The 20,573-nt window shown below is 68.3% G+C and carries 17 protein-coding genes; 7 read left to right on the forward strand and 10 right to left on the reverse strand.

Annotated elements, in window-relative coordinates; all coding sequences use genetic code 11:
- Positions 1-38: 38 nt before the first annotated feature.
- Positions 39-1,748 (reverse strand): formate--tetrahydrofolate ligase, encoded by a 1,710-nt coding sequence (locus tag DEIPR_RS10870; protein WP_013623007.1) that lies wholly within the window; start codon positions 1,746-1,748, stop codon positions 39-41.
- Between the two features lie 176 nt (positions 1,749-1,924).
- Here DEIPR_RS10870 and sstT point away from each other — a divergent pair, with 176 nt between their 5' ends.
- Positions 1,925-3,154 carry a serine/threonine transporter SstT gene (gene sstT, locus DEIPR_RS10875; protein ID WP_148231965.1) on the forward strand — a complete coding sequence of 410 codons (1,230 nt, stop codon included), beginning with the start codon at positions 1,925-1,927 and terminating at the stop codon, positions 3,152-3,154.
- A gap of 66 nt (positions 3,155-3,220) precedes the next feature.
- On the forward strand, positions 3,221-4,258 hold the full coding sequence (locus DEIPR_RS10880; RefSeq protein WP_169310704.1) for an XdhC family protein: 1,038 nt from the start codon (positions 3,221-3,223) through the stop codon (positions 4,256-4,258).
- On the opposite strand, the gene DEIPR_RS10885 is transcribed toward DEIPR_RS10880, so the two are convergent.
- The 5 genes from DEIPR_RS10885 to DEIPR_RS10905 are packed head-to-tail and all read right to left on the reverse strand — an operon-like array spanning position 4,239 to position 9,726.
- The gene (locus DEIPR_RS10885; RefSeq protein ID WP_013623010.1) at positions 4,239-5,231 is read right to left on the reverse strand and encodes an NADPH:quinone oxidoreductase family protein; all 993 of its coding nucleotides are present in this window, start codon (positions 5,229-5,231) and stop codon (positions 4,239-4,241) included. The genes DEIPR_RS10880 and DEIPR_RS10885 overlap by 20 nt on opposite strands.
- 10 nt (positions 5,232-5,241) lie before the next feature.
- A complete protein-coding gene (locus DEIPR_RS10890; RefSeq protein ID WP_342626731.1) occupies positions 5,242-5,928 on the reverse strand; it encodes a nucleotidyltransferase family protein in 687 nt (228 codons plus the stop codon).
- Positions 5,886-8,168: a xanthine dehydrogenase family protein molybdopterin-binding subunit gene (locus DEIPR_RS10895; protein ID WP_013623012.1), complete on the reverse strand. Its 2,283-nt coding sequence runs from the start codon at positions 8,166-8,168 to the stop codon at positions 5,886-5,888. Before DEIPR_RS10895 ends, DEIPR_RS10890 begins: the two co-directional genes overlap by 43 nt.
- Positions 8,165-9,172, reverse strand: a complete 1,008-nt coding sequence (locus DEIPR_RS10900; RefSeq protein ID WP_013623013.1) for an FAD binding domain-containing protein — start codon at positions 9,170-9,172, stop codon at positions 8,165-8,167. Before DEIPR_RS10900 ends, DEIPR_RS10895 begins: the two co-directional genes overlap by 4 nt.
- The gene (locus DEIPR_RS10905; RefSeq protein WP_013623014.1) at positions 9,169-9,726 is read right to left on the reverse strand and encodes a 2Fe-2S iron-sulfur cluster-binding protein; all 558 of its coding nucleotides are present in this window, start codon (positions 9,724-9,726) and stop codon (positions 9,169-9,171) included. Before DEIPR_RS10905 ends, DEIPR_RS10900 begins: the two co-directional genes overlap by 4 nt.
- 370 nt (positions 9,727-10,096) lie before the next feature.
- Between DEIPR_RS10905 and fdhF the strand changes: the two genes are divergently transcribed.
- From fdhF to DEIPR_RS10920, 3 genes are all read left to right on the forward strand, one after another.
- Positions 10,097-13,279, forward strand: a complete 3,183-nt coding sequence (gene fdhF / locus DEIPR_RS10910) for a formate dehydrogenase subunit alpha (protein ID WP_013623015.1) — start codon at positions 10,097-10,099, stop codon at positions 13,277-13,279.
- A gap of 75 nt (positions 13,280-13,354) precedes the next feature.
- On the forward strand, positions 13,355-13,837 hold the full coding sequence (locus DEIPR_RS10915) for a helical membrane plugin domain-containing protein (RefSeq protein ID WP_013623016.1): 483 nt from the start codon (positions 13,355-13,357) through the stop codon (positions 13,835-13,837).
- Positions 13,838-13,841: 4 nt separating this feature from the next.
- The gene (locus DEIPR_RS10920; protein WP_013623017.1) at positions 13,842-14,627 is read left to right on the forward strand and encodes a formate dehydrogenase accessory sulfurtransferase FdhD; all 786 of its coding nucleotides are present in this window, start codon (positions 13,842-13,844) and stop codon (positions 14,625-14,627) included.
- Between the two features lie 113 nt (positions 14,628-14,740).
- On the opposite strand, the gene DEIPR_RS10925 is transcribed toward DEIPR_RS10920, so the two are convergent.
- On the reverse strand, positions 14,741-16,360 hold the full coding sequence (locus tag DEIPR_RS10925; RefSeq protein WP_049775286.1) for a S8 family peptidase: 1,620 nt from the start codon (positions 16,358-16,360) through the stop codon (positions 14,741-14,743).
- A gap of 269 nt (positions 16,361-16,629) precedes the next feature.
- On the opposite strand from DEIPR_RS10925, the gene DEIPR_RS10930 reads away from it, so the two are divergent.
- Positions 16,630-16,950 carry an HU family DNA-binding protein gene (locus DEIPR_RS10930; protein WP_041222962.1) on the forward strand — a complete coding sequence of 107 codons (321 nt, stop codon included), beginning with the start codon at positions 16,630-16,632 and terminating at the stop codon, positions 16,948-16,950.
- Positions 16,951-17,017: 67 nt separating this feature from the next.
- Here the strand turns inward: DEIPR_RS10930 and DEIPR_RS10935 are convergent, their stop codons facing one another.
- Positions 17,018-17,446, reverse strand: coding sequence for a hypothetical protein (locus tag DEIPR_RS10935; protein WP_013623020.1), 429 nt, complete (start codon positions 17,444-17,446; stop codon positions 17,018-17,020).
- Complete coding sequence (locus tag DEIPR_RS10940; protein ID WP_013623021.1) at positions 17,443-17,832, reverse strand: ArsR/SmtB family transcription factor; 390 nt, start codon at positions 17,830-17,832, stop codon at positions 17,443-17,445. Before DEIPR_RS10940 ends, DEIPR_RS10935 begins: the two co-directional genes overlap by 4 nt.
- Here DEIPR_RS10940 and DEIPR_RS14200 point away from each other — a divergent pair.
- Positions 17,831-17,980 carry a hypothetical protein gene (locus DEIPR_RS14200; protein WP_169310705.1) on the forward strand — a complete coding sequence of 50 codons (150 nt, stop codon included), beginning with the start codon at positions 17,831-17,833 and terminating at the stop codon, positions 17,978-17,980. The two genes, DEIPR_RS10940 and DEIPR_RS14200, sit on opposite strands and share 2 nt — an antisense overlap.
- 453 nt (positions 17,981-18,433) lie before the next feature.
- Here the strand turns inward: DEIPR_RS14200 and DEIPR_RS10945 are convergent, their stop codons facing one another.
- Complete coding sequence (locus tag DEIPR_RS10945; RefSeq protein ID WP_013623022.1) at positions 18,434-20,557, reverse strand: heavy metal translocating P-type ATPase; 2,124 nt, start codon at positions 20,555-20,557, stop codon at positions 18,434-18,436.
- Between the last annotated feature and the right edge of the window lie 16 nt (positions 20,558-20,573).

Here is a 20,573-nt window from a genome sequence, read left to right on the forward strand (position 1 = left end):
GCGGTCTGCTGCGCCCCATCGGGCCCTTGCCAGCCGCTTCAGAACAGCCCCACAATCTCCCCAGTTTCGTCAATATCAATGTTCTGCGCCGCCGGCGTGGCTCCCAGGCCCGGCATGGTCCGCATGTCGCCGCAGATGGCGTAGATGTACCCGGCGCCCACAGCGGCGCGGACCTCGCGTACCGGCAGCGTCCAGCCGGTCGGTGCGCTGCGCAACTTGGGGTCGCTGGAAATGCTCAGGTGCGTCTTGGCAATGACCACCGGCAGGTTGCCGTAGCCCAGTTCCTCGAAGCGCTTCAGGTCCTTGCTGGCCTGCGGGCTGAGTTCGGCACCGTCTGCGCCGTAGACCTGCACCGCGACCTTCTCAAGTTTGGTGGCCAGTGGTTCGTCCAGCGCGTAGGTGGGCCGGAACTCACTGGCCTGCTGGCAGGCGGCCACCACGGCGCGGGCCAGCTCGGCCGCGCCGGGTCCGCCGTCCACCACGTGGGTAGAGCGGGCCACGCGGGCCCCGGCGGCCTCGGCAATCTCGCGGATGGCCTCCAGTTCGCTTTCGTGGTCGGTCGGAAAGACGTTGATGGCCACCACCGGCGACACCCCGAACCCCTTGACGATGTCGATGTGCTTGCGGAGGTTGTCGGCCCCGGCCAGCACGTCGCCTGGGTTCTCGGCCAGCATCTCGGGCGGCAGTGGGCGGCCCGGCACCACCCGGAAGCGGCCCGAATGGGTCTTGAGCGCCCGCACCGTGACCACCAGCACGGCGGCGCTCGGCGTCAGGCCCGACACGCGGCATTTGACATTGAAAAACCGTTCGGCGCCCATGTCGGCCCCGAAGCCTGCCTCGGTGATGACGTAGTCGGCCAGGCGGCTGCCCACCAGGTCGGCCAGCACGCTGGAATTGCCGGTGGCGATATTGCCGAACGGCCCCGCGTGAATCAGCGCCGGCGTATGCTCCAGCGTCTGCATCAGGTTGGGCTGAATGGCGTCGCGGAGGATGGCCGTCATCGCCCCGGCGGCGCCCAGCTGCTCGGCCGTGACCGGCTGGCCGCCGTAGGTGAAGCCCACCACGATGCGTCCCAGGCGGGCCCGCAGGTCCGCCAGCGAGGAGCACAGGCTCAGAATCACCATCACTTCCGACGCGGCGGTGATGTCGAACCCCGTCTGGCGGGTCACGCCGTCCTCCTTCGGCCCCAGGCCAATCACCACGTTCCGCAGCGCCCGGTCGTTGATGTCCAGCACCCGCCGCCAGGAAATGTTGCCGGGGTCGATGTTCAGAGCGTTGCCGTGAAAAAGGTGGGCGTCGAGCATGGCCGCCAGCAGGTTGTGGGCCGCCGTGACCGCATGGAAGTCGCCGGTCAGGTGCAGGTTCAGTGTCTCCATCGGCACAATCTGGCTGTAGCCGCCGCCTGCCGCGCCGCCCTTGACCCCGAAGGTCGGCCCCATGCTGGGTTGCCGCAGCGTCAGGATGGCCCGCTCGCCAATCTGCGCCATGCCCTGGGCCAGCCCCACCGCCGTGGTGGTTTTTCCCTCGCCCAGGGGCGTGGGGGTCACGGCGGTGACCACAATCATCCGGGCCGGCGGGCGCCCGCTCGCCTCGTCCAGCACGCCGAGGTCCACTTTGGCGGCGTGGCGGCCGTAGGGAATCAGGTGCTCTGCGGGGAGTCCGGCCTGCCGGGCCACTTCGGTCAGCGGCCACAGCTCGGCCTGCTGGGCAATCTCCAGATCGGAGGGCAGCGTTCGCTTGGTTGTCATGGTAAAGCCATTGTGGCAGAGCTTGCCGGAAGAATGGTCCCGGGCAGCCGGCCAGGCTGGACAGGGCCGGTGCGTTGCGGCGGCTTTTTGGGTTATGGTGAGCCACTGGCGGTCAGACATCACAATTGTGCGTATCAGACAGAAGACACGCCGCTGTCCCATGCCGGGCGTCTGACCTGCGGGAAGGGAAAAAAATGTGGAGTGTACTTAATCGCTGGGGCCTGGTCCCCCAAATCGTTGCTGGTCTGCTGATTGGCGCTGGTGCCGCGCTGCTGTGGCCTGCCGCCGGCTCGGCGCTGGGTATTCTGGGCACCCTGTTCGTGGGCGCCCTCAAGGCCGTGGCCCCGCTGCTGGTGTTCGTACTGGTGGCGGCGGCCATCTCGGGCCACGAGCAGGGCCAGGACACCAACATGGGCTCGGTGCTCACGCTGTACTTGGTTGGCACCTTTTCCGCTGCGCTGCTGGCGGTGGCCCTCAGTTTCCTGTTTCCCACCCAGCTCACCCTGGCAAGTGCCGTGCAGGACGCCGCTCCTCCCGGCGACGTGGTCACGGTGCTGACCAACCTGCTCAGCAACGCCGTGATGAACCCGGTCAAGGCGCTGGTCGAAGCCAACTACATCGGAATTCTGTTCTGGGCGGTGCTGCTGGGGCTGGCGCTGCGCCGGGCGGGCAGCGGCACCAAGCAGGTGCTGCAAGAACTGGCCGACGCGGTGTCCAGCGTGGTGCGCTGGGTCATTGCCTTCGCGCCGCTGGGCATCCTGGGCTTGGTGGCCGCCACCGTAGCCGAGACCGGCTTTGAGGGCCTGCTGTCCTACGGCCGTCTGCTGGGCGTGCTGGTGGGCGGCATGCTGATTATGGCGCTGGTCGTCAATCCCCTGATCGTGTGGTTCAAAATCCGCCGCAATCCCTATCCGCTGGTGCTGACCTGCCTGCGTGAAAGCGGCCTGACGGCCTTCTTCACCCGTTCCTCGGCGGCCAACATTCCCGTGAACCTGGCCCTGGCCAAGCGGCTGGGCGTGCGCGAGGAAACCTACTCCATGTCCATTCCGCTGGGGGCCACCATCAACATGGCCGGTGCGGCCATCACCATCACGGTGCTGACCCTGGCGGCGGCCCACACGCTGGGCATCAATGTCAGCCCGGCCTCGGCGCTGCTGCTCAGCCTGGTGGCGACGGTCAGCGCGGCCGGCGCTTCGGGGGTGGCAGGCGGCTCGCTGCTGCTGATTCCGCTGGCCTGCTCGCTGTTCGGCATCTCGGACGATGTCGCGCTGCAGGTGGTGGGCGTGGGCTTTATCATCGGCGTGATTCAGGACTCGGCCGAAACCGCGCTGAACTCCAGCACCGATGTGCTGTTCACCGCCGCCGCCGACTTCGGGGCACGCCGCGCCGCAGGCGAGAACATCTGAAGAACCTAAACTGTCCGTCACCCGGCACTGGCCCGCCCACGCGGGTCTTTTTCTATGTTAGGAGCAGTGGACGAGACCTTTGACGACTTTTTGAAAGCCGTGGCCGGGCTGCCGGCCGGGGCCGCGCCGGTGGTGGCCACCCTGGTGGGTGCCGGGGAAAGCCGCAAGCCGCTGGGCCGCCGCGCCGCCTTTTTGGAAGGGGAGACCCTCGGGTCGGTCACGCTGGGCGGCTGCGCCGAAGGAGCGCTGCGCCGGGCAGCCGCAGAGGTCCGCGCTGCCGGGCAGCCCCGGCTGCTGGACATAGACCTGGGGGGCGAGGAAGCCTACGAGTTCGGTATGACCTGCGCCGGGCAGGTCTCGGTGCAGCTGACCCCCACGCCGGCCGATTCGTCGCTGTGGTCGGCAGTGGCCGGGGCCCGCGCACGCGGCGAAGTGCTGCGCCTGGTTACACCGCTGGGAGCACAGGCCGTGCCGTTTGCGCTGCTGCCTTCTGGTGAGGTGGTGGCCGATGCCGACCCCGACCCGGCGCTGGTGGCCCAGGCGCAGGCCCTGCCGCTGGACAGCGAAGCGCTGGAGCGCCGCGCCGCCGCCTTTTTCGAGACTCGCCTGCCGCCCGCCGAACTGGTGGTCGTGGGTGCCGGACCGATTGCCGCGCCGCTTTCACGCCTGGGCCGCACGCTGGGGCTGCGGGTCACGGTCTGCGACGACCAGCCGGGCCGCCTGACCCGTGAGCGCCTGCCCGACGCCCACGCCCTGCTGCTCAGCCGCCCCGATGAGGACCTGCGCCTGCCGCCGCTCTCGGCGCGGTCGCACGTGGTGATCATCTCGCACGACTACGGACACGAGGTGCCGGTGCTGCGGCAGGTGCTGGGGGCCGGCGTTCCCTATGTGGCGATGGTCGCCAGCCGCCGCCGGGGCCAGGCGGTGCTGCGCTTCCTGGCAGAAATCGGGGTGGACCCGGCCCGGCTGGCCCAGGTGCGCTCGCCCGCCGGGCTGCACCTGGGAGCCGAAACCCCCGCTGGCATCGCCCTGAGCATCCTGAGCGAAGTGGTGGCGGTGATGCACGGCGGGAGCGGAGAGCCGCTCAGCGCCAGGGCTCGATAATGACCTTGCCAGAGGTGCGCCGGCCCAGCAGGTCGTCGAACGCCTGCGCCGCGTCCTGCAGGGCGTAACTGGGGCCCGGCTGCGGCACGATGTGGCCCTTTTCCAGCAGGCCGGCGAACTCGGCCGCCACTTGGGCCTGCGCCTGTGGGTCGCGCAGCAGGCTGTTGAGCCACAGGCCGGTGAGGGTCAGGTTGCGCTTCATCAGGTCCACCGGGTTCACGAGCACCTCTTCGCGGCTGGCGTTCCCAATCATGATGATGCGCCCCCGGTCCGCTGCCATCTGCAGGCTTTCCGCGATGCGGTGCCCCCCCACGACTTCCAGAATCAGGGGTACTCCTGCGCCGCCGGCGGCCTCACGGACCTTTTCTACCCGGTCCGGGTCGTCTTGCAGCAGGGTCACGTCGGCGCCCAGCGCGCGGGCCACGGCCAGCTTTTCCTCGGTGCTGGCCAGCGCCACCACCTGCATGTCCAGCGCCCGCGCCAACTGAATACTGGCGCGGCCCAGCGCCCCGGCAGCGGCCTGCACCAGCACCCACTCGCCGGCCTGGCCGTGGCCCAGGGTCCGCAGGCCGTGAAAGGCGGTCAGGTACGACACTGCAAAAGCCGCCGCCTGGGCTGGGGTGCAGCTCTGCGGCACCGGCACCAGCGCGCGTGCAGGGACCGCCGCGTAGCCGGCCAGGCCACCTTTCCCCGCCAGGCAGGCCACCAGCTGGCCCTCCTGCACGCCGCTGACCCCCTCGCCCAGTGCCGTGACATACCCGGCGAATTCCATGCCCGGCACGAAGGGGTACTGCGTCTCGGTCAGGTACTCGTTCATCACGCTCAGGGCGTCGGCGTAGTTGATGCCCACCGCTTCTACCCGCACCAGCACCTTGCCGGGGCCGGGCTGCGGCATGGGAACTTCACGGAACTCCAGCGCTTCGGCAGGCAGGCCCTGGCGGACGGCCACGGCACAGTTCATCATTTTGTTCATGAGGTCCAGCCTAGCGTGCAGAGTGCGGGTGGGGCAGTCTGGCCTCCGCCTGGGCCAGCGCCTGCGGGGTGTCTACGTCCAGCAGTTCGGCCACCGGGCGCGGCACCCGCACCACGTCCGGTCCGCGCAGCAGTGCCCGTGGGCCGTTGTCGGCGTCCGGCAGCGCCAGCAGCGCGGGGAAGAGGTGGGCGGGCAGCCACAAGGGGGGAGCGCTCACGCCACCGTACACACACTGGGCGGCCGCTGCCTGCGTGGCCGCTTCCCGGAGGGCCCGGTGGGTCGCCAGGCTGACCAGTGGCATGTCGGCCAGGGCAAACACGGCCCCGTCCAGCCCGGCGGGCAGTGCCGCCGCCGCCGCCTGAAACGACGACAGCAGCCCGCGTCCCGGCTGCGGGTTGGTCACACAGCGGTAATCCAGCCCCTCCAGCGCGGCCTGCACCGCTTCGCCTGCCTGTCCGGGCGGCACCACGGCCAGCCGCAGGGTGTCGCCAGCCCCGGCCAGAGTTTCGGCGGCGTGGCGGCACAGCGGCCGGCCGGCCAGCGGCACCAGCGGCTTGGGAACGCCGGCAAAAGGGGAGCCGGACGCCTGCATCCGCTCCCCCCGGCCGGCGGCCAGCAGGACGGCGGCCCGCTGCCCGCCCGCTGCGTTCCGGCTCAGTCGCCTGCCCGCGCCTGCAGGGCCGCCTGCTCGGCCCAGCCGGCCAGGACTTTGTCCACGGTCAGGGGATAGTTCCGAATCCGCACGCCGGACGCGTTATAAACCGCGTTGGCGACGGCCGCTCCCACCCCGCAGATACCCAGCTCGCCCACGCCCTTGCCCTTGAGCGGCGAGGACTTGTCGTCCAGCTCTTCCAGGAAGATGACGTCCAGGTCGGGGATGTCGGCGTGGACCGGCACATGGTATTCGGCCAGGTCGTGGTTGATGAACAGGCCCAGGTGGTCGTCCACGTGCAGCTCTTCCATCAGCGCCGCGCCGATACCCATGGTCATGCCGCCCAGGCACTGGCTGCGGGCCGTCACTGGGTTGAAAATGCGCCCGGCTGCCGCCACGCTCAGCATCCGGCGCACGCGGATTTCGCCGGTCACGCGGTGCACGCCCACCTCGCAGAAGTGCGCCCCGAAGCTGGCCTGCGCGTACTGCTTATCCAGGTCTCCAAAAGTGGCGTTCACGGTGGCCTCAAGGGGCTCGGGCGCCTTGGCCGCCACCACGCCCAGCAGGGTGCATTTGTTGTCCTCCCACACCTCGCCGTCTTTGAACACGGCCTTTTTGGGGTCGTAGCCGGCCGCCTTGGCAATCTTGCTGCGCAGCTCGTCGGCAGCGTAGTACACGCCGGTGCCGGCGCTGTTGGCCCCCCAGGAGCCGCCCGACCCACTCGATTTGGGAAAGTCGGAGTCGCCCAGGCGCACTTCCACGTCTTCCAGTCGGACGCCCAGCATTTCGGCGGCCGTCTGGCCCAAGATGGTGTACGACCCGGTGCCGATGTCGGTCATCTGGGTTTCGACCGTGACCTTGCCGCCCTTTTCCAGCCGCACGGTAGCGCCGCTGGGCTTGACCTGATTGCTGCGGAAGGCCGAGGCCACCCCCAGGCCGACCAGCCACTCGCCGTCGCGCACGCTGCCGGGCTGCGCCGAGCGGCGTTCCCAGCCGAACGCTTCGGCGCCGCGCTGCAAGCAGTCCACCAGGCGGCGGCTGGAAAAGGGCCGCTGGGGGCCTTTTTCCGGGTCGTAGCCGATATCGTTCAGCACGCGTAGTTCGATGGGGTCCATTTCCAACTTCTCGGCCAGCTCGTCCACGGCGCATTCCAGGGCCAGCATGCCGACCGCTTCGCCCGGTGCGCGCATAGAGCCGCCGGGCGGCAGGTGCAGTTCGCTCAGGCGCTGGCGAATCAGGCGGTTCTCGCCGGCGTACAGCAACTTGGTCTGGTGGCTGGCGGTTTCGGCGCTGCCACCGGGCAGGTTGCCCGAGTACGAATCGTGCCCGATGGCGTGAATCCGGCCGTCACCGTCCGTGCCCAGACGGATGCGCTGAATGGTAGCGGGGCGGTGGCTGGTGTGGTTGAAGATTTGCGGGCGCGTCAGGGCGCACTTGACCGGGCGGCCCAGCTTGCGGGCGGCCACGGCGCTCAGCACGGCGTCGCCGTAGAACATCAGCTTGGAGCCGAAGCCCCCGCCGATATAACGCGACACGATGTGGACATCACTTGGCTGAAGCTGCAGCGTCTTCGCTACGCCGCGCTGCACCCAGTGGACCATCTGGTTGGAGGTGTACAGCGTCAGCGCCTCACCCGCCTCGTCCCACACGGCCAGCGAGGCGTGCGGTTCCAGCATCGCGTGCGACTGGTCGGGCGTGGTGTAGGTCACGTCCAGCTGCACATCGGCCCGCCCGAAAGCCCCGGCGAAGTCGCCCACCCGCTGGTCCTTGCTCTCCTCGTCGCTGCCGGCCTTTTCAGCATCTTCCATCACCTCGGCCAGGACGTAGTCGCCCTCGGGCGTCTGGTCCGCGTACTCGATTACCAGGGCCTCGGCGGCGGCGCGGGCCTGCTCGAAGGTTTCGGCCACCACAAAGGCCACCGCCTGGTGATAGTAGTCCACCTCGGGGTCGGGCATCTGCGGGGTGGCGCCGTCCTCCTGGGGCACCGGGGTCTCGCTCTCGCCCTGCTGGGGCATGTTGCCGTGGGTCAGCACCAGCAGCACGCCGGGCATCGCTTCGGCGGCGCCCGTGTCGATGGATTTGACCTGTCCACGTGCCACGCCAGCTCCCACCAGATAGCCGTAGGCCGCGCCCTGCAGTTCCGGCTCGGCGCTGTACTCGTAGGCGTAGGTGGCCTGCCCGGTCACTTTCAGGGGGCCTTCTTTGCGGGGGTGCGGTCGGGCCAGCACCTTTTCCTGGTCCAGCGGACTGATTCCGGCGGGCGCGTCGAATTTGTTGCCACTCACGCTGCGCCTCCTTTCTGAGTGTTCTGAGCCTTGTCTGTCCGGGCCTCATCTGTCTGGGCCACGTTCGGCCCGGTCTCGTTCATAACGGCCTGCACCAAGCGGCGGGCCAGGTCCAGCTTGAAGGCGTTCTGCGCGGTGGGCCGGGCGTCCCTGAAGGCTTCATCGGTCACGGCCTGCGCGCCCTCGCTCCAGCGGGCCTCGGCGCTTTCCACCCGCCAGGGCTTGGGGGCCACGCCGCCGAACGCCAGGCGGGCGCCGTCCGGCGAGACCACCGCAGCCACCGACACCAGCGCGAACGCGTACGACTGCCGGTCGCGGGCCTTGAGATAAACGTGCTGGCCGCCCAGCGGCGCCGGCAGCGTGACCGACGTAATCAGCTCGCCGGGTTCCAGCACTGTCTCGATGTGGGGGGTGTCGCCCGGCAGCCGGTGGAACTCCGCCACCGGAATTTCGCGCTCGCTGCCGTCCGCCTTCACGGTCTGGATGGCCGCGTCCAGCACCCGCAGCGCCACCGCCATGTCGCCGGGGTAGTTGGCGATGCAGTGCTCGCTGGTGCCAATCACCGCCAGTGAACGGCTGAAGCCCTCCAGCGCGCCGCAGCCGCTGCCGGGTTCGCGCTTGTTGCACGGCAGGTTGGTGTCGTAGAAGTACGGGCAGCGGGTCCGCTGCAGCAGGTTGCCGGCCGTGGTGGCCCGGTTGCGAATCTGCCCCGACGCCCCGGCCAGGATGGCGCGGCTCAGCACGGCGTAGTCTGCACGCACGCGGGGATGCGCGGCCAACTCGGTGTTGCGGACCAGCGCGCCGATGCGCAGGCCGCCGTCCTCTGTCTCGGTAATGTCGGCCAGGTCGCTGCGGTTGAGGTCCACCAGCTGCGCCGGCGCCTCGATTTGCAGTTTCATCAGGTCCAGCAGGTTGGTGCCGCCGGCCAGGTACTTGCCGCCCTCTGCCAGCAGGCCGGGCGCCTGGGCAGCGTTCTCGGCGCGGACATATTCGAAGGCCTTCATTCCTGTCCTCCTTCATGCACCGAGCGCACAGCCTGAATGATGTTGGGGTAGGCGGCGCAGCGGCAGATGTTGCCGCTCAGGCGCTCACGCAGCTCGGTGTCCGAGAACTGGACCTGCTCCAGGTCGGCGGTCACGTGGCTGGGAATGCCGCGCCGCAGCTCATCCAGGGTGCCCACGGCGGACATAATCTGGCCCGGCGTGCAGTAGCCGCACTGAAAGCCGTCGCACTCCACGAATGCCGCCTGCATGGGGTGCAGGTCGTCGGGCGTGCCCAGGCCCTCGATGGTGGTGACTTCGTCGCCGTCATGCATCACGGCCAGCGACAGGCAGGAGTTCAGGCGCTCGCCGTTCACCAGCACCGTGCAGGCCCCGCACTGCCCGTGATCACAGCCTTTCTTGGTGCCGGTCAGGCCCAGGTGTTCGCGCAGAGCGTCCAGCAGAGAGACGCGGGGGTCGAGGTCGAGCGACCTGTTCTGCCCGTTGACCCTCAGTTCTACCCGCACGCTGGGCGGAGCCTGAAGGTCTACGGACCCTTGAGAAGTGGTCTGGGTCATGCCGCAGCCTAGCAGCGGCGCTCCCCGCTCACACGCGGGATTCCTTTGTGCAGGATTAAGTTTCTTCCTGGCCGCTAGGTTTTTCCCTGGGCAGGCCAGTGCGCCTCCGCTTCTGCAGGTCGCCAGTTGCGGCGGGCGGGTGGATGTGCGCCCACAAGCTGAGAGTCAGCATGAGGTGAAGGGGCGAAGCTGCCCCGCTGCCTGCACTGCCCAAGAACAGAAAGTTGTCGCTGGCGGGGCCGGGTGCTGCAGCGCCTGGTGCAGTGCCTGACAAGGGTGATTTTTTCAGCGTCTGTGCGGGTGCAGCTGGCGTATAGTGGGGGCCCGCTCACTTCGGCCAATTTTCTCCCAGCCGTTCAGTTTCTACGACATGAAAGGTGACCCCGCCGTGACCCAATCCAATGACCCCGGCTTCCCCCACGACCCCGGCACTCAGCATTCCGGCACCCAGCATTCCGGCGCTGGCACGGACAACGTCAGCACCAACAACATCGGGCCCAAAGAGCCCACCGCCGAGCTGCTTTTTCCGCCTGGCCCGCTGCACCCCAAAAGTGGCGAATGGGTCGAGGTCAGCATTGACGGCGTGGCCTACCCGGCGCAGCTGGGCGAGCCGCTGCTGGACGTCATCAACCGTTCCGGCACCGAGCTGGCGCAGGTGTGCTACCACCCGCAGCTGGGCCCCATTCAGTCGTGCGACACCTGCACGGTAGAGATTGACGGCCAGCTGACCCGCGCCTGCGGCACCCCGGTGCAGGCCGGGCAGGTGGTCCGCACCCAGACCGAAGCCGCCCGCAGTGTGCAGCGCGACGCCTACGACCGCCTGATTGCCAACCACGTGCTGTACTGCACCGTCTGCGACAACAACAACGGCAACTGTGCGGTGCACAACACCCTCAGCACCCTGCGGCTGGAGCATCAGCACCGGCCCTATCACCCCAAGGGCTACGAGAAGGACTTTTCCAACCCCTTCTACCGCTACGACCCCGACCAGTGCATCCTGTGCGGGCGCTGCGTGGAAGCCTGCCAGAACGTGCAGGTCAACGAAACGCTCAGCATCAACTGGGAAGCCGAGCAGCCGCGTGTGCTGTGGGACGGCGGCAAGCCCATCGGTGAGAGCAGCTGCGTGAGCTGCGGCCACTGCATTACCGTCTGCCCCTGCAACGCCCTGATGGAAAAGAGCATGCTGGGCGAAGCCGGCCTGATGACCGACCTGCCGCTGCCGGTGTTCAACTCGGCGGTGGAAGCGGTCAAGGCTGTAGAACCCAGCACCGGCCTGGAAGCGATTCTGGGCATTTCCGAAGTGGAGTCGCAGGCCCGCGAGGGCTACATTGAGCGCACCAAGACCGTGTGCACCTACTGCGGCGTGGGCTGCTCGTTCGACGTGTGGACCAAAGGCCGCCACATCCTGAAGGTGGAGCCGCAGCAGGGCGCGGCCAACGGCATTTCCACCTGCGTGAAGGGCAAGTTCGGCTGGGACTACGTGAACAGCGAAGACCGCCTCACCTCCCCGCTGATTCGTGAAGGCGACCGTTTCCGCGAAGCCAGCTGGGACGAGGCGCTCGACTACGTGGCCCGCCGCCTGACCGAAATCAAGGGCCAGTACGGCCCCGACGCGCTGTCCTTTATCGCGTCCAGCAAGTGCACCAACGAAGAAGCGTTCCTGGTGCAGAAGTTCGCCCGCCAGGTCATCGGCACCAACAACGTGGACAACTGCTCGCGCTACTGCCAGAGCCCCGCCACGGTGGGCCTGGTCCGCACGGTGGGCTACGGCGGAGATTCGGGCACCATCAAGGACCTGGAGCAGGCCGACCTAGTCATCGGGGTCGGGACCAATACGGCCGAGAGCCACCCGGTACTCGCCACCCGGCTCAAGCGGGCGCAGAAGCTGGGCCGCCAGAAAATCGTGGTGGTGGACCTGCGCGAGCACGAACTGGCCCGCCGCGCCGACCTGTTCTTGCAGCCGAGGCCGGCCACCGACTTTATCTGGCTGAACGCGGTCAGCCGCTACATCCTGGACCACGGCCTGGAAGCCAGGGAGTTCCTGGCCGAGCGGGTAGATGGCCTGGCCGAATTCCGCGCCAGCCTGGAGCCCTACACCCTGGAGTACGCTGCCGAAGCCACCGGCTGGAGCGTGGAGACCCTGGTGAACCTCGCCGAGATGATCGCCTCGCATAAGCGGGTGTGCATCATGTGGGCGATGGGCGTGACCCAGCAGTGCGGCGGGTCTGAAACCAGCACCGCCATCTCCAACCTGCTGCTGGTCACCGGCAACTACGGCCGTCCCGGCACCGGCGCCTACCCGCTGCGCGGTCACAACAACGTGCAGGGTACCTCTGACATGGGCGCCATGCCCGACCAGGTCAGCGGCTACCAGCGCGTGACCGACCCCGAAGTGGTGGCCCGCATCCAGGCCGAGTGGGGCATTACCCTGCGCCCCGACCGTGGCCTGGACAACACCCAGATGATCGACGCGGCCATTGACGGCCGGCTCAAGGCCATGTGGCTGACCGGCGAAGAGATGAGCCTGACCGACGCCGACGTGAACCACCTGATCCGCGGGTACGAGTCGCTGGAACTGTTCGTCGTGCAGGACCTGTACTTCACCAACACGGCCCGCTACGCCGACGTTATTTTCCCCGCTGCGCCTTCTCTGGAAAAAGAAGGCACCTTCACCTCGACCGAGCGGCGTATTCAGCGGCTGTATCAGGTGATGGAGCCGCTGCCCGGCTGCAAACCCGACTGGCAGATTTATCAGGCGGTGGCGCAGCGGATGGGTGCCGAGGGCTGGAACTACACCCACCCGGGCGACATCATGGACGAGGTGGCCCGCGTCAGCCCGATGTTTGCAGGCGTGCACTACAGCCGCCTGGAGGGCTACGACACCCTCTGCTGGCCCGTGGCCGAAGACGGCACCGACAGCCCACTGCTCTACACCGAGGAATTTCACTTCGAGGGCGGCAAGGCCCGGCTGTGGCCGGCCGAATATGTGGCGCCGGTCAACGTTCCGGACGCCGAATACGACCTGCAGCTGAACTCGGGCCGGATGCTGGAGCACTTCCACGAGGGCAACATGACTTTCCGGGTGGCCGGCATCGCCGCCAAGACCCCCGACGCTTTTGTGGAAGTCAGCCCCGAGCTGGCCGCCGAGCGCGGCGTGGAAACCGGCAGCTGGGTCCGCGTGGTCAGCAAGAACGGTGCCGTGCGGCTGCGTGCCCTGGTCACCGAGCGGGTCACCGGCAAGCAGATTTACATTCCCATGAACTCGCGTGAACTGGAAGGCTCGGTGAACCTGCTGACCGGCCAAAACCGCGACACGATTACCCACACGCCGGCCTACAAGGACACGGCGGTGCGCCTGGAAGTGCTGGGTGAGCGCGGTGCCTCGCCGCTGCCGCGCCACAACTTCCGCTTCGGCCATCCCACTCCGCAGCGCGGCGTAGAGGTGGAACGCAAGTGGGCCAGAGACGATTATTTCTTCCCCGACGGCAGCTATGTGGGCGGCATTGCCGAAGAGAGCCACGGCGAAGCGGCCGCGTTCGGGAGCGACGACTGAGCAGGAGACAGGGCAGCGGGGCGGGAAGCCGGGAAAGGACCGCCCCCTGCCCCTTCCTGCTGCGGAGGAGAACTTATGGCAAAAGCAATCGAGTACACCCCCTACGTGCCCACCCCTGCCGAGCGACTGGGCGCAGCGACCGCTCAGGCCGAGCCGGCCCTGGCCGAGGCCCTGGAACTGCTGACTGAACTGCATCAGCGCGGGGGCCTGGACCTGGCACTCAAGCTGATGCGCGGCAGCGAAGGCCTCACGGCCGCCGCCCTGGACAAGGTGACCGGAGAAACCGGCACCAACATCATCCGCAACGTGGTGGAGCTGGGCAAGCTGGCCGGCTCGCTGGACCCTGCCGAACTGGAAGTGCTGCTGGGTGCCCTGGGCGGCGGGGTCCGTCAGGCGGCCCGCAGCATTGAAGCCGGCGAGCGCGTGACGCCGGCTGGGGCGCTGCGCCAGCTGGCCGACCCGGATGTGCAGCTGGCGCTGGGGGCCGTGTTCGGGCTGCTCAGGGGCATGGGCAGTGCCCTGCGTCAGGCCCGCGAGGAGCAGGGCCGGGGCGAATAGGCCCGTGCCCCTGAACGAGTCCTGGCCGGTGCGGCGCTTCGGCCGTGCCGGCCTGGACGCTCCTGTGGACGACCTGCTGGCCGCTGAAGAACCGCTGGAACTGCGCGGCCTGGACCCTGCGGGACAGGAGCGCCCGCTTGCCGTGCTGATGCGGACGCCCGGCGCGGACCGTGAACTGCTGCGCGGCTGGCTGCACGCCGAGGGGCTGCGCGGCGACGTGGCCCCGCACCCCGAGAACCCCAACCTGTGGTTTCTGGCAGGTGAGGTGCCGCCCGACTACGAAGCCCGGCATGCGTCCAGCGCCTGCGGCATCTGCGGCAGCGGCAGTATCGAGCGGCTGCTGCTGCGGTCCGGTGGCCTGCCGCTGCGCCCGGCGCTTGACCCGGCCTGGTTGGCGGCCCTGCCCGAGCAATTGCGGGCCGGGCAGAGCGGCTTCGCGGCCAGTGGGGGCCTGCACGGCGCGGCCCTTTTCGCGCCCGGCAGGAACACGCCGCTGTGTCTATTCGAGGACATCGGCCGTCACAACGCCGCCGACAAGGTGGTGGGCTGGGCGCTGGGCCGTCCGGCGCTGGACCGGCCCGGCAGCGTGCTGGTCCTGAGCAGCCGCCTGGGCTACGAAATTGCCCAGAAAGCGGTGCTGGCCGAAATCGGGGCGGTGGTCGGGGTAGGCGCAGCTACCACTCTGGCCGCTCAGACCGCGCAGGCCTTCGGGGTGCTGCTGTGCGGTTTTGCCCGGGGGGGCCGCCTGACCGTGTACGCCGGTGCCGAGCGGCTGGCAGTAAAGAGCTGACGAAGTCGAGCCAGCCTCTCGGCCTCGGGTCTGGTGGCATGAAATCGGGACGGCCCATAAGACTTTCCCTTCCACATGGCGGCGGGTCTGACCCACCTTGTGAGGTGCGCGGCCTACTGGACCGCGATAGTGGCAGTGGTGTTGGTCGTTGCCGTCACCGTGGCGGCGCCGCTGTAGGAAGCTTTGGAAGTGTCTACTTTTGCCCGCAGCTCGTAGGTGCCCTGAGGGACATTCAGCTCATAGGGCAACTTCAGGGAGGTCAGCTGGCCCGACGCCTTGAAAGCGGCGCCAACGGGTTGTCCGTTCCGGTAGGCTTGGACAGTCAGGTTGTAGGTGGTCGGGGTAGGTTGAGGGGTAGGAGCGGGGGCGGCGCTGAGTTGCTGCGCTACAGCCAAAGCGCCCGGCAAGTTCAGCTGGGGCTGCGCCGAGTCCGTGGGCTTGCCCCCCTGCACCAGCGCCTGACGCACCTGGAGGGCACTGAGGCCAGGGTAGGCGGCCCGAATCAGTGAGGCAGCTCCACTGGTGATGGCGGTGGCTTCGGAAGTGCCGGCTCCCAGGCGGTAGTCTCCAGGCGTCAGTTCCAGAATCCAGCTGGCGGCGCGGTCGCAGCCGTTTTCGCCGCCCGGTGCCAGCAGGTCCAGGGTTTCGCCGGCCCGCGGCCGGGCACTGAAGCACGACATCTGACCGGCCGGATTGACGGCTCCCACCGCCATGACTTCGGGCCGGTTGGCCGGAAAATAAAGGCCCTGGTCGGGTGTATTGCCGGCCGCAGCAATCATCATGATGTCGGCGGCGGCGGCGCGTGTCAGTTGCTCATTGACCTTCGGGTCCGACTGTACACCTGGAATGCCCAGGCTCATGTTGATGACACGGACCTTCGAATCGGTGGCGATGGCCAGGCCACGCGCCAGGCTAATGGTCGTCGCAGAAGAATTTGCCTGGCCGTCGTCGCCGAATACCTTGATAGGGACCATCTGTCCCTGCCAGGTCATCCCGCTCAGGCCCAGACCATTGTTGGTGGCAGCTCCAATCAGACCGGTCATGGCCGTGCCGTGCCCTACTTGCCCGAACTGAAGTTCCGAAGGGTCGGTGTCTTCACCCTGGCAGTTTCCCCCTGCCAGGACGGAGCAAGTGTCGTAACCGCCAATCAGCCGTCCCCGCAGGTCCGGATGGCTGCGGTCCACGCCAGTGTCCAGCACCGCGGTCAATACGCCGGCGGGAGCGCTCCCCAGCTGTGCCCACCCCTCGGCAGCGCCGACCTGTGTCAGGTAGTCTTGGTGCCACTGGCCGATACCGACGTTACCGGGAAAGCCGGGGTCGTTGGGGGTCGCCAGGGCGCTGTAAATGTAGTTCGGCTGCGAGCTGATACCTTCGGCGGCAAGTTGTCCGGCGAGTGCTTCAGGATTTGGCGTGTGAACACGGATAAGGCCCAAATCGCTGAGACTCTCTGCTTGGAATCCACTCAGGCGGGTGCTGACACCTTGGGCGGCAAGGCCGCCGGAGGAGACCAGCAGCTCACCGGGCACATGGGGGGCGTCCCAGTTGGCCTGAGCTGAAAGGTCGGCCGGGGCCGTTCCCTCGCCTGCAGCGCTCTGTGCTACGACTCCCTGGGCGGCTCCCTGCGTCAGAGCAGTCTGCGGCAGCACGACTTCGCCACTGATTTTGACTGTGGTCGGCGCTGGGTTGGGGGCCGGCGTGGTGCCACCGCAGGCGGTGAGTCCCAGAGTCAGCAAGCTTCCCAGGAGGAGCGAGGCTGAGACCGAGGACAGTGTTGAGGTGGGGGTAGCGCGAGACGGTCTCATCTCTCCACCATGCCGCTTCCGTTGCCGGTAGCGGATGAACAGACCTGATCATTAATTTTAGGGGATGCGTGGTGGACGACATTAGCGGCTCTCACACACTCGGCCTGGGACAGTAAAATGAAGCTTTCTATAAGGTTTGTGTGCCTACCTGACAGTGTCGCTGACTAGACATTTTGCAGTTGCCCGTGCAAACTGCGCCTATGACGAAAAAAGCGAGCAAAGCCAAAGCCGCAGCAGCTCCTGCGGAAAAGATGAACAAGTCCCAGCTGGTGGAGAAGGTCGCCGAGCAGACCGGTCTGACCAAGAAGCAGGCCGACGAAGCCGTGAGCACCATGCTGGATACCGTCGTGGAAGCCCTGCGCGGCGGCCAGGCTGTAGGTCTGCCCGGCCTGGGCACCCTGAGCGTCAAGGAAACCGCCGCCCGTACCGGCGTGAAGCCCGGCACCACCGAGAAGATCCAGATTCCCGCCGGCAAGAAGGTGGCCTTTAAGGTCGCCACCACCCTCAAGGGCAACCTCTAAGCGTTTCTCTCAGGGAACAGGGCCCCGGCTGCTGGCTGGGGCCCTGTTTTATTGCTCCCGGTCCGGCTTATGGCCGCTGCGGCACTCCGCTCACCGTAATCAGTGTCTCGCTGCCCTGACGAACGGCGCTGTACTGAATCCGGTCGGTGCCGCGGGCCAGAAAGGCAGAATAGTCGCCGCTGAGCAGGTCGTCGGTCTGCTGCAGGTAGCCGGCGTCCGTAAAGGTGCTGAGCAGGGCGCGGGGCTGCCAGCCGCTCAGGCGGAACTGCTCCACCCGGCCCAGGCCCTGGCGCACCTCTTGGCGGTAGCTGCGCGACGCCGGGCACTCGGGCGCCATGCTGGCCGGCAGCGGAGCCAGACTCCATACCTGCCCCGGTTGTTCGAAGCAGTACAGGTCGCTCAGCCAGCGCCGCTCGCTCAGGTACCAGCCCCCAGCAAGGACCAGCAGTGCCAGTAGGCCCGCTGCGAATACGGCTGTCTGCCGCCTGGCTTTCATTCGGGTTCTCCCATATGCGCCGTCATCATATCCAGCAGCTGCTCCACGTGCCCGTCGTGCAGGGCGTAGTACATGTTGCGGCCCTCCCGCCGCGCCCGCACTGCCCGGCTGGCCCGCAGCAGCCGCAGCGAGTGGCTCACGCTGCTTTCCGAAGCGCCCGTCACGGCGGCCAGGTCGCACACGCACAGCTCGCCGCTGCGCAGGGCCAGCAGCAGCCGGAGCCGCCCCGGGTCGCCCAGCAGCCGGAACATCTCCGCCGAGCCGGCCACCACGTCCCCGCCCGGCATGGCCCGCTGCGCCGCTGCCACCGCCTCCGGGTGAATGCAGCGCACGTCGCAGGTGTCCGGTGGCCCGCCGGTTTCGGCTGTGGACACACGCTCAGACATGGGAGCGTCCTTTGCCTACCAGCGCCAGGCTCTCAGCGTGAACAGCAGCCTGGTGGTGGCTCAGTGGCTGACATACCGCCTGCTGAGACTGCGTGCCCTGCAGCGCCGGGCCGTCCTGCTGGCGCTGCCTATACAACTGTTCCGGTGAATCGTACACGCCCAAGTCCCTTTCTAGTGCTTTTCGCTGAATCAAGGTATCACTGCCTATGGAGGTCGCTGGAGAAGCGCTCAGATCGGGTGTGGCAACTGCAGAGGCCCGCCGCTCTGGAAATGTCCGCTGCCCCTGACGCAGATAGGCACTGTCCGGAATGAAGCCTGCGGACACCAGCACCAGGGCCCCGCCGTGCCACTGCTTCCTCCCTCTGTCCAGCTGCGCCGAGTCCGTGTAGGGGCCACCAGGCGGTCAGCCAGTCCGCTCACATCCCCGCGTGGCCGCAGACCGTCAAGTGCGGCAGCTGGCAAAGCATATCTGCAGCGCGCAGGTCATCCTGGCGGCTGTGTCGGAACACGCTGTATCTGAACACGCTGTATTTGAACACAGGGCAGTCCTGCACAGAGCCGTGGACCGCCCCAGCAGCTTGGAAGCGCCACGCTGCTCCCCTCACCCCTCTCTTCCGGTGGGCCGCCAGGCCAGCAGGCGCAGAGCATTCAGCGTGACCAGCACGGTGGCGCCGGTATCGGCCAGCACCGCCAGCCACAGCCCGGTGTAGCCCAGCAGCGTGGTGACCAAAAAGGCGGCCTTAAGGCCCAGCGCCAGCGCGATGTTCACCCGCACATTGTTCATGGTGGCCCGGCCCAGCTCCAGCAGGTCGGCCACGCCGCTCAGCCGCCCGGACAGCAGCGCCGCCCCGGCCGTTTCCAGGGCCACGTCGGTGCCGCCGCCCATCGCTATGCCGGCGTCCGCACCGGCCAGCGCCGGAGCGTCGTTGATACCGTCGCCCACCATCGCCACTGGGCCAGGCAGCTCCCCGATGAGGCGCAGCTTGTCTTCGGGCAGCAGTTCGGCCTCGGCGCGGCCGATGCCCAGCTCGGCGGCCACCGCCTGTGCGGTGCGGGCGTTGTCTCCGGTCAGCATCACGCTCTGCATGCCCAGTGCCCGCAGCCGCGCCAGGGTGGCGGCCGCTTCGGGACGTGCCTGGTCGCGCAGGGCCACGGTTCCCAGCACCCGTGTACCAGAGTGCAGCACGCTGACAGTGTGCCCGGCCTCTTCCAGCGCGGCAATGTGCCTGCGCAGGTCCTGGTCCAGCTCGGCCACCTCCGCTGCAAAGCGCGGTGAGGACACACCCAGCGACTGGCCTTCTACCACAGCCTGCACCCCGCGCCCGCCCAACGCCTGCGCTGCCGTGGCTGCCGGCACGTTCAGGCCCCGCGCCTGCGCCGCTTCCCGAATGGCCTGGGCCAGCGGGTGGGTGCTGCCGCCCTCCACCGCAGCGGCCAGGCGCAGCACCTCGTCTTCGCTCAGCGTGCCTGCTCCCAGCACGGCCGTGACCTGCGGGCGGCCGGCGGTCAGGGTCCCCGTCTTGTCCAGCGCCACTGTGCGCACTCCGGCCAGCGTTTCCAGGACCGCGCCGCTGCCGATCAGCAGGCCCCGGCGTGCGCCCGCGCTAAGGGCACTGGTCATGGCGGCCGGCACGCTCAGCACCAGCGCACACGGGCAGCCGATCAGCAGCAGCGCCAGCCCCTTGTACACCCAGGGCAGCCACGCGGCCCCGGTCAGCAGCGGCGGCAGCGTGGCTGTGAGCACGCCGGCCAGCAGCACCAGCGGCGTGTACAGGCGGCTGAAGCGGTCGGTCAGGCGCTGGGTGGGCGCCTTGCCCTCGGCGGCCTGTTCCACCAGCCGGGCGATGCGGGCCAGCGTGCCGTCGCTGGCCGGGCGGGTCACTTCTATTTCCAGCACGCCTTCACCGTTCACGCTGCCGGCGTAGACGGCCGCTCCCGGTTCCTTGTGGACCGGCACGCTCTCTCCGGTCACCGGGCTGTCGTCCAGGTTGGACGCACCGGCCCGAATCACGCCGTCGGCCGGCACCCGCGCTCCGGCGGCCACCTGCACGCGCTGCCCCGGTTGCAGCGTGTCGGCGCTGACCTCGCGCACGCTGCCTCCCTCCAGCAGCTGTGCGGTGCGGGGCGTCAGCGCGGCCAGCGCCTCGATTCCCTGTCTTGCCCGGCCGGCCGCGAAGCCCTCCAGCCACTCGCCCAACGCGAAGAGGGCCACCACCGCCGCGCCCTCGGCCGCCTCGCCAATCAGCACGGCCCCCAGCACGGCCACCGTGACCAGGGTGTTGATGGAAAAGGGATTGCCGTGCCGCGCTGCCCGCCAGGCCTGGCGGGCCAGCGGGGCCACCGCCACCAGCGCCGCCGCCGAGAAGACTGCCTGTGCCCCCGCCGGATAGAGCCGGGCCACCAGCGCCGCCAGTCCCGCACTACCCATGCCGAGCAGCAGCAGCCGGCCCTTGGGCGTGGCGTACCAGGCGGGCCCAGGCCCCCGGGAAGCCCCTGGCATGTCCGGAGTGACGGGGTGGCCCAGCGCCCGCAACTCGCGCTCCAGCGTGTCGCGGCTGGTCTGTGCCTCGTCCAGCTGCAGCTGGAGCCGCCCCGTCGTATGGCTGAGGCCCACCTCGCTCACGCCGGGCAGGCGGCACAGCAGGCCGTCTACCGTGCGGACACAGTTCGGGCAGTCCAGGCCCTGCACGTGGTAGTTCAGCTGAACCGGCTGTGGCTGACTCATGAAGCCAGAATATCTG

Source organism: Deinococcus proteolyticus MRP (assembly GCF_000190555.1).
Lineage (GTDB): Bacteria > Deinococcota > Deinococci > Deinococcales > Deinococcaceae > Deinococcus > Deinococcus proteolyticus.

What these genes read in the sequence shown, in the direction of transcription:
- DEIPR_RS10935 (WP_013623020.1), bottom strand. Translation starts at nt 17,446, where the DNA reads ATGAAAGCCAGGCGGCAGACAGCCGTATTCGCAGCGGGCCTACTGGCA.
- DEIPR_RS10940 (WP_013623021.1), bottom strand. Translation starts at nt 17,832, where the DNA reads ATGTCTGAGCGTGTGTCCACAGCCGAAACCGGCGGGCCACCGGACACC.
- DEIPR_RS10945 (WP_013623022.1), bottom strand. Translation starts at nt 20,557, where the DNA reads ATGAGTCAGCCACAGCCGGTTCAGCTGAACTACCACGTGCAGGGCCTG.
- DEIPR_RS10930 (WP_041222962.1), top strand. Translation starts at nt 16,630, where the DNA reads ATGACGAAAAAAGCGAGCAAAGCCAAAGCCGCAGCAGCTCCTGCGGAA.
- DEIPR_RS10915 (WP_013623016.1), top strand. Translation starts at nt 13,355, where the DNA reads ATGGCAAAAGCAATCGAGTACACCCCCTACGTGCCCACCCCTGCCGAG.
- DEIPR_RS14200 (WP_169310705.1), top strand. Translation starts at nt 17,831, where the DNA reads ATGGGAGCGTCCTTTGCCTACCAGCGCCAGGCTCTCAGCGTGAACAGC.
- fdhF (WP_013623015.1), top strand. Translation starts at nt 10,097, where the DNA reads ATGAAAGGTGACCCCGCCGTGACCCAATCCAATGACCCCGGCTTCCCC.
- DEIPR_RS10905 (WP_013623014.1), bottom strand. Translation starts at nt 9,726, where the DNA reads ATGACCCAGACCACTTCTCAAGGGTCCGTAGACCTTCAGGCTCCGCCC.
- DEIPR_RS10900 (WP_013623013.1), bottom strand. Translation starts at nt 9,172, where the DNA reads ATGAAGGCCTTCGAATATGTCCGCGCCGAGAACGCTGCCCAGGCGCCC.
- DEIPR_RS10870 (WP_013623007.1), bottom strand. Translation starts at nt 1,748, where the DNA reads ATGACAACCAAGCGAACGCTGCCCTCCGATCTGGAGATTGCCCAGCAG.
- DEIPR_RS10885 (WP_013623010.1), bottom strand. Translation starts at nt 5,231, where the DNA reads ATGAACAAAATGATGAACTGTGCCGTGGCCGTCCGCCAGGGCCTGCCT.